At 36.8% G+C, this 6,820-nt stretch carries 9 protein-coding genes; 4 read left to right on the top strand and 5 right to left on the bottom strand.

Annotated elements, in window-relative coordinates:
- Together FTV50_RS16330 and FTV50_RS16325 are read left to right on the top strand one after the other, a co-directional pair.
- The coding region (locus FTV50_RS16330; protein WP_180025082.1) for a type II toxin-antitoxin system RelB/DinJ family antitoxin at nt 1–221 on the top strand (221 nt) is incomplete at its 5' end.
- On the top strand, nt 214–495 hold the full coding sequence (locus FTV50_RS16325; protein ID WP_001129137.1) for a type II toxin-antitoxin system YafQ family toxin: 282 nt from the start codon (nt 214–216) through the stop codon (nt 493–495). The genes FTV50_RS16330 and FTV50_RS16325, both read left to right, overlap by 8 nt.
- A gap of 114 nt (nt 496–609) precedes the next feature.
- Here the strand turns inward: FTV50_RS16325 and FTV50_RS16320 are convergent, their stop codons facing one another.
- A complete protein-coding gene (locus FTV50_RS16320; protein ID WP_004870960.1) occupies nt 610–1,080 on the bottom strand; it encodes a hypothetical protein in 471 nt (156 codons plus the stop codon).
- On the bottom strand, nt 1,077–2,048 hold the full coding sequence (gene mobQ, locus FTV50_RS16315; protein ID WP_087528904.1) for a MobQ family relaxase: 972 nt from the start codon (nt 2,046–2,048) through the stop codon (nt 1,077–1,079). Before mobQ ends, FTV50_RS16320 begins: the two co-directional genes overlap by 4 nt.
- Nucleotides 2,049–2,411: 363 nt before the next feature.
- On the opposite strand from mobQ, the gene FTV50_RS16310 reads away from it, so the two are divergent.
- A complete protein-coding gene (locus FTV50_RS16310) occupies nt 2,412–2,696 on the top strand; it encodes a hypothetical protein (RefSeq protein ID WP_004871868.1) in 285 nt (94 codons plus the stop codon).
- Here FTV50_RS16310 and FTV50_RS16305 read toward each other — a convergent pair.
- The 3 genes from FTV50_RS16305 to FTV50_RS16295 all read right to left on the bottom strand — a co-directional run bounded on the left by FTV50_RS16305 (nt 2,693) and on the right by FTV50_RS16295 (nt 6,239).
- Nucleotides 2,693–2,989 (bottom strand): hypothetical protein, encoded by a 297-nt coding sequence (locus FTV50_RS16305; protein ID WP_087528905.1) that lies wholly within the window; start codon nt 2,987–2,989, stop codon nt 2,693–2,695. The genes FTV50_RS16310 and FTV50_RS16305 overlap by 4 nt on opposite strands.
- Nucleotides 2,986–3,918 (bottom strand): replication initiation protein RepM, encoded by a 933-nt coding sequence (gene repM, locus FTV50_RS16300; protein WP_026438545.1) that lies wholly within the window; start codon nt 3,916–3,918, stop codon nt 2,986–2,988. The genes FTV50_RS16305 and repM overlap by 4 nt, the downstream gene beginning before the upstream one ends.
- A gap of 752 nt (nt 3,919–4,670) precedes the next feature.
- Nucleotides 4,671–6,239: an ATP-binding cassette domain-containing protein gene (locus tag FTV50_RS16295; protein WP_159124549.1), complete on the bottom strand. Its 1,569-nt coding sequence runs from the start codon at nt 6,237–6,239 to the stop codon at nt 4,671–4,673.
- Nucleotides 6,240–6,620: 381 nt separating this feature from the next.
- On the opposite strand from FTV50_RS16295, the gene FTV50_RS16290 reads away from it, so the two are divergent.
- Nucleotides 6,621–6,820 (top strand): type II toxin-antitoxin system RelB/DinJ family antitoxin (locus FTV50_RS16290; protein ID WP_180025081.1); only part of this gene is annotated, 200 nt, incomplete at its 3' end.

Here is a 6,820-nt window from a genome sequence, read left to right as displayed (position 1 = left end):
ATGGTTTGACTATGCCTCAAGCATTCAAACTGTTCTTGAATCAAATCGTTAAAACTAAAGCGATTCCTTTGTCTTTTGACTATGCACGAGAACCTGCTTTAACTCCTAAAGCAGCAGCCAAGTTACTTCAATCTTTAAAAGAGATTGAAAATGGCGAGTACACCGAGTACGAAACGGTAGAAGAAGCGATTAAAGCTATGTCGGAAGAAGCACATGGCTAAACGTAAGATTATCGTAACCAGTTCTTTTAAACGTGATATTAAAAGACGTTATTTAGAACTGGTTACGGCTGAATGGGCAGAAGTATTAGATTGTTTAGTCGCAAATAATCCTTTGCCTGAAAAGTATTTAGATCATCCCTTGAAAGGTGGTGCAGAGTTTAAAAATTGTCGTGATTGTCATGTGAAGCCTGATTTAGTCTTGATCTATAGGCTTGTTGGTGACGATATTTTAGAACTGCATCAGTTGGATAGCCATTCCGAAATTTTTGGATGACTATCGCTCGATGCTTTGAAAGATGGCTTTAGCCATGTTTCAAAGTCGGGCAACTTTGCGACTGCTGTCATTGATTCGGTGATGGCAAGAGCCGAGCAAAGTACTGTCTAATCATTATTTTGGGTCAATCACACAATAATCCTTATTCGCTCCGTGACAGTCATTTTTCATGATGCGAACGCAAGACTTCCCATTGCAATTTTTAATATCTAGGCTGTATTTTTGTTCTAGCCATGCAACGTCTGCTCTACGCTGTTTGATTTCGTCCATGCTCGGCACATATAAAAATAATGCTAAAAAGAAAACGATCAGCAAGCTAACAAAAGCACTGGCGTAGATTGCCATGAATCGCCAGTCAAGTTGATTGGTTGCATTGTTTAATTCCCGAATACTGTTGTTGAGTGCGTCTATTTGCTTCTGATTGGCGTTTTTTAGGTGTTTTTCGGTCTTATTGAGTACTCCGCTAGCCACTTCCTTGTAAAACGCTTCTAATCGCTTGTTATCGTCTGCTATGGCTTCTCGATACTCTTTCATAGATGCCAGTAAAATATAGAGCTGGTCATCTAGGTCGTTTTGGTTGCTCATCGGTACATTCCGCCCTGATCTAAGTCTTGTGATGCTTTACGGTTGGCTCGCTCGGCTTGCTGTTGCTCTAGTTTTTGCTGTCGTTGTATTTCGGCTTGGCGTTCTTGTTCTAGGCGTTTAGCTTCTTGGTTTTTCTGCCATTGCTCGAAGCCTTGCTCGGCACGGTTTAAACCACGCTGTAAAACGCTGTCTGTGCGCTGTTGCTGTTGTTTGAGGTGTTGGGCGTTGTGTTGCTTCACATGGTCGTTATAACGGCTGATTTCGGTGTCTATGCCTTGTCTACGGAGTTGAGTGACCGAAGTCCCCTCATGAATGGTGGCTTGTAGTCCATTGTTCTGATCGGCATAGCTGCGGTGGTCTATTTTTTCTCGGTAGCCTGCTCGCTCCAGTGCGTGATTGGCTAAGTCCGCCCATGTTTCCCGAATCTGTTTGATGTCGTCTTGGGTTGTTCCCATATTTAGGCTTTTGCGTTTGGCATTACTTAACTCAATATCGGTTTTTGTCGTCAAAGTGAGTTTATTGTCAGGGTCTAATTCAGCTTTTCGGGTGGTCAGCATGATATGGGCGTGATGGTTTTTATCATTTCCGCCTTTGCTGGGTTCGTGAATGGCTAAATCTGCGATCACGCCATAGCGATCAACAAGTGATTGAGCAAACTCTTTTGCCAAGTCCTTACGTTGATCAGCGTCTAATTCATCAGGTAGGGCAATGACCCATTCTCTAGCAGTTCGAGCATCTTTGCGGTTTTCGGACTGTTCCGCCAAGTTCCACAATTCGCTACGGTCTATTTCTATATCAAGGTTAGACACAATTTCGCTATGGGCGACACCATCCTTTCTCGTAAAATCGTGGGTTAGTCCTGTTCGTTCATCTTTGAGTTTTTCCCCTGCACGATAAGCCATAGATGCAACGGCAGTTCTTCCCGAACTGCGGTTAACGGTTTTGGTTGTACAGTGGTAAATCGCCATTAAATTTTCCTTGTGGCATCCACGTATTGATTACATTTCGGGCATTCTTTTCTAATAGTTTGAATGGATACTCCATTCATTTGCTCTATAAGAATTTTAGGTAATTTGTATAAAAATTCATTCCCACAGTTTGAGCATATAAAAATATGCTGTTCATCAATATTGTATTTCTTCATTTGCTTTACCGCTCTTGCTTTTGCTTTTGGGGTTAAGGGGTGTCCCCCTTACGCATCTTTTGACTTGAATGAAATTCAAGTCGTAAGTGCGCATTTCATGAAAAACACGATAGCATATTACCCGCTTGAATTTCAATTCATAGGGTCTTATGCTTGAGTGGTTTTCTATATTCCGAAATTAACCGTTATGACTAAATCTGCTGAAAATATCGAAAAGAAAATTGAAGCCCAGTTAGAGAAGCTGAAACAGTTAAAAGCACAGAAACAGGCTATTGAAGCAAGAGAACGTACCAAAAAGAAAGAACAGGAGCGCAAGGATGATACTAGGCGTAAAATTTTGCTCGGTTCTTACTTGATTAAGAAAATGCAGGCAAATGAAGCCAATAAAGAAAAAATACTCGCTGAACTCAACGAATATTTAACAGAAAATAGAGATCGACAGCTTTTTGATTTGCCCGATATTGAAGCCTAATTTTTCTTAGCTGTTTGGTTGTTTTGTTCGGCTTGATACTCTGGAATGAGCGTATTTAAAACCTTTTGAATATTGTCCTTGTCCTCGATTTGTAAATTATCCCGATAGTAAATTAAGTTCTGTATTTTGCTTTCCATCTGCATTTTTTCGGTGGGTTCGGCATCTTTGGATAGTCGGGATAATAGGAAGATATAACCGCATATATTTTCCCTCGCAATTTCATAATTTACGATGTCGAGGTATTCAACGGTCACATGCTTTAGATCGGTTGATAGGTTATTTAATTTAATCATGGCTGAAATCCTGATTTTTCTAAAATTGGATAAAGCTCTCTGAATTTTTCAGGCTCTAAAAGCATATCAGCGATACGAATAGCAAATTGTTGGTAGCTTTCTGTACCTTGTGAATATTTCCCCATTTCAGGCATTTCTGACATTTTTTTTGCAAATAAATGGCGTTGTGCATCGGTCATTTTGATAAAAAAGTCAGGTGTGTTTGGGTCACGCTTAGAATCTAATTTTTTCGGTTGTTGTTTCTGCTTAAACTTGAATGAAAACCCAGTAATTGTACGCCCTTTCTTGTGTTGCTCATAAGTGGCTTTTATGTCTGTATGTTCATTGATTTGAGTAATGGCAGTTTCTAATACACGGCTTTTAAAATGGTGCATACGTTGATATTCATCATCTTCAACACCTAAATTTTTACGTAATTGTTGTAGTTCAAAAACAGGTGTTTTACCAACTTCACGCCAAGCGATTAATAACTCATAAAGTCTAGTAGCATACTTACTGGTTAGGTGTGCAACTTGTTTGGCTTCATATTTTGTAAAGTGTTCTTCTAATCTAGTGATTAAAGGAACTACATCAGGTGCGAAAGTAATTTCTAGTAATGCCAAATCATCTACATAAAAAATACGGCTTACCCAGCGAGAGCGAACGATACCTACCTTCCCTGTTTTTTTATATTCGGCTGTATAGCTAAACTGCCTGTTAAATAGATTATTTACGGCATCTTTCAGGGCTTTGTAGGATGCATCAGGTGATACATTAAATAGTTTTGCATAGTCACTAGCATGTATTTCTAGTTTGCTATCTGCCGTAATACCCCGCCCTAATTCCCTTGCATTAATGATTGCAAGCATGACTAAACGCTGTTCCGTTAGTTCTAAATTATAACTGGCGTTTATTAATGCATTATCTTTCACAACTAAACCATTCTTCATATTAAATACACGTTATTATTAATGTGTATTTACACACTATATATTTTATGTGTGTAAATCAAGAGAATTTGTGTGCTTATACAAGAGAATTTGTGTGCTTATACAAGAGAATTTGTGTGCTTATACAAGAGAATTTGTGTGCTTATATAAGCTGTAGTCCTCTAATATCAATGTTTTCAGCTTATCTAAAAGCATTTAAAAGCTTTAAAAATAATTAAAAGCCTTTCGAGAGGGGAGTGCAAACTGCCCTAGGTACTCGCTAAAGCTCGTACTCTATTGAAGCTCGTTCCTCGCTTCGTGGGGCAGTTTTTGGGTAATCCTATTTGTGAAATCTAAAAGCAAAAATATTGGTAATGTATTCGCTTCGCTCATACTTTTTGAAAAGCAAAAGCTCCAAAGTTCGCACCCATTCGGGATGCTCTGTACCTACCGTTTAAAATCGAAAGGGAGCTTGTAATCAGAGAAAAGGCGAGGGCGAAATTTTGATGATGCTCAATCGCTCGTAGACACTCGCTCGGTTCTTATTATCTAGGTTTTAATTATTTAATTGAGCTAATCAAAGTTGTGAAACATTGATTAAATAGTAGGCGTGGAACGTGACAAATCATTAAAAAAGCCCGAACAGTGATGTTCGGGCTATCAACTAGAAACTACAGCGTTGAATTATAAGGATAATTATAAAGCATTTCGTATAAGGTGTATTATGTTAATTTTAGTAGAACTAATAAATCTATATATTTGAAAATGTCATTTTACTCAATTAAATACTCTTCAGATATTTCACACTGTTCAACAAAAAAATGATCATGTGAAACTAAAATTACAGCGCCCTGATATTGGCTAATAGCCTGCGATAGAAGCTCTCTAGACTCAATATCTAAATGATTTTCTGGTTCATCAAGCAATAATAAATCAATACCATCAGGATAGTGACTCATTGCTAATAATGCGACTTTCAATTTTTCACCACCACTCAGTTCTGATAGTTTTAATAAAGCTTTTTCACGACGAATACGTAACTGACCTAACAAATTTCTCCACTCAACTTCAGTAAGATTGGAGTTATAAAGTGCAAGGTTTTCGATTACGGATAAATCATTATTTAATAAACTAAAGTTTTGATCTAAATACAAACATGTTCCACTAAAGAAAATATCATCACGTTGATGGGTAGAAATCAATTTCAATAAGGTTGATTTACCAATTCCATTAGCACCTTTAAGATGGATTTTTTCGCCAGCTTTCAATGCAAAATTAATTTTATTTGTTGCTGTATGGGGTAGCTTTAAATCATGAATTCTTAAAATCTCTCCTTGCTTCGTACTCTGTAAGTGGAATTCAAACTTCTGAGCTTTGATTTTTTCTACAATGGTCTGCCTATTAATCAGACTATTTTTCAAATCATCAGTTTGTCGAGTTTGTTGGGCACGTAGCTTACCTAAGCTTTGTCCAGCATTTTCCTTTTTGAAATCTAGAAAAATCTTTGCTTGAGAATTAGAATCACGAAGTTCATTGCCTTTAGATTGACGTTTATTCGCTTTCATTAAGCTATCATGTTGCCGTTGTTTTAACTGCTTTAATTCTTTTTTCTCATTATTAATAGACTGAGTTAATGCATCCATGTGTAGCTGATGCTGTTGAATGTAATGCTCATAATTACCTTTGTAGTGTTGTAAGCCTAATTCAGTTAAAGCATAAATATGTTGGACTTGATTGAGTAATTGGCGATCATGACTAATCAGGCATACACCACTAGGGTGTGCCAAAATACTCTCAATTAACCATTGTCTAGATGTTGAGTCTAAATGGTTGCTTGGTTCATCTAAAAGTAGATAGTGATCCTTTTTTAAAAACAAACGACATAAAGCCAGCTTTGTTTTTTGTCCTTCACTCAGTTTTTCTGTTGGAAAGTTCAAATCCGTAGGTAAGTCAGCATTTTCAAGTATATTTTGCCATTTTTGTGGTAAATCCCAGGTATTTTCAACTAACTCATAATCATCAAAACTAGCTGTATTGTTCTCTATACGCCGAAAAGCATGATGTAAATGATCTACCTCTAATGCTTGTGCAATATTTTCAGCATTAAGGCGTTCTAATTGTGCCAAATAATCATGTTGGATATTCCATGAAACTTGACCACTATAATGAATATCTAAAGCTTGGCTTTGATCTAATATTCTGAACAATAGGGATTTACCTAAACCATTACGTCCAATTAATGCAGAAACCTGTCCTGATAAAAGCGTAATGTTTAGCTGATCAAACATTTTCTGTGTAGAAAATTCTAAATTTAAGTTTGAAGCAATACATGCATGTTGCATAAAAAATTCCTCATGTAGAGGATATGCAAAATAGTGAAGATTAACTTATAAAAAACAATATATTATTTAGGATATAAAGTAGAGACCAAGAATATATAGCCACAAGTAGAATCTATTTTGCACATCAAAAGTTTAAAAATAATGATGAGAAAATGACTTACTTCATTGGCGTTACTCTTGGGAGGATGATTTGAATAAGGTTATTTTATAATGATAAGACAATCTGTCAAGCTTGTACTAAAGCTTCTAAAAGTTATTTAACATAATGGCTGTTATACGAAATTCAGTTGTCAGAAACCATTTATTACATCAAAAGTAATGAAAAAGTAAAGAATATGACTTATATTATCTTTACTTTAATGGTTTTTGAGTGAGGGAATCATGTCCGCAGTCAATTTCAATATGCGCTTAGAAGCAGAGTTAAAAGAACAAGTCACCCCAATTTTGGAAGACTATGGTTTGACTATGCCTCAAGCATTCAAACTGTTCTTGAATCAAATCGTTAAAACTAAAGCGATTCCTTTGTCTTTTGACTATGCACGAGAACCTGCTTTAACTCCTAAAGCAGCAGCCAAGTTACT

The organism is Acinetobacter sp. YH1901134, assembly GCF_013416965.1.
In the GTDB taxonomy this organism is placed as follows: Bacteria; Pseudomonadota; Gammaproteobacteria; order Pseudomonadales; family Moraxellaceae; genus Acinetobacter; species Acinetobacter amyesii.
This window is presented reverse-complemented; position numbering and strand designations above follow the sequence as displayed.

What these genes read in the sequence shown, in the direction of transcription:
- repM (WP_026438545.1), bottom strand. Translation starts at nt 3,918, where the DNA reads ATGAAGAATGGTTTAGTTGTGAAAGATAATGCATTAATAAACGCCAGT.
- FTV50_RS16310 (WP_004871868.1), top strand. Translation starts at nt 2,412, where the DNA reads ATGACTAAATCTGCTGAAAATATCGAAAAGAAAATTGAAGCCCAGTTA.
- FTV50_RS16305 (WP_087528905.1), bottom strand. Translation starts at nt 2,989, where the DNA reads ATGATTAAATTAAATAACCTATCAACCGATCTAAAGCATGTGACCGTT.
- FTV50_RS16325 (WP_001129137.1), top strand. Translation starts at nt 214, where the DNA reads ATGGCTAAACGTAAGATTATCGTAACCAGTTCTTTTAAACGTGATATT.
- mobQ (WP_087528904.1), bottom strand. Translation starts at nt 2,048, where the DNA reads ATGGCGATTTACCACTGTACAACCAAAACCGTTAACCGCAGTTCGGGA.
- FTV50_RS16320 (WP_004870960.1), bottom strand. Translation starts at nt 1,080, where the DNA reads ATGAGCAACCAAAACGACCTAGATGACCAGCTCTATATTTTACTGGCA.
- FTV50_RS16295 (WP_159124549.1), bottom strand. Translation starts at nt 6,239, where the DNA reads ATGCAACATGCATGTATTGCTTCAAACTTAAATTTAGAATTTTCTACA.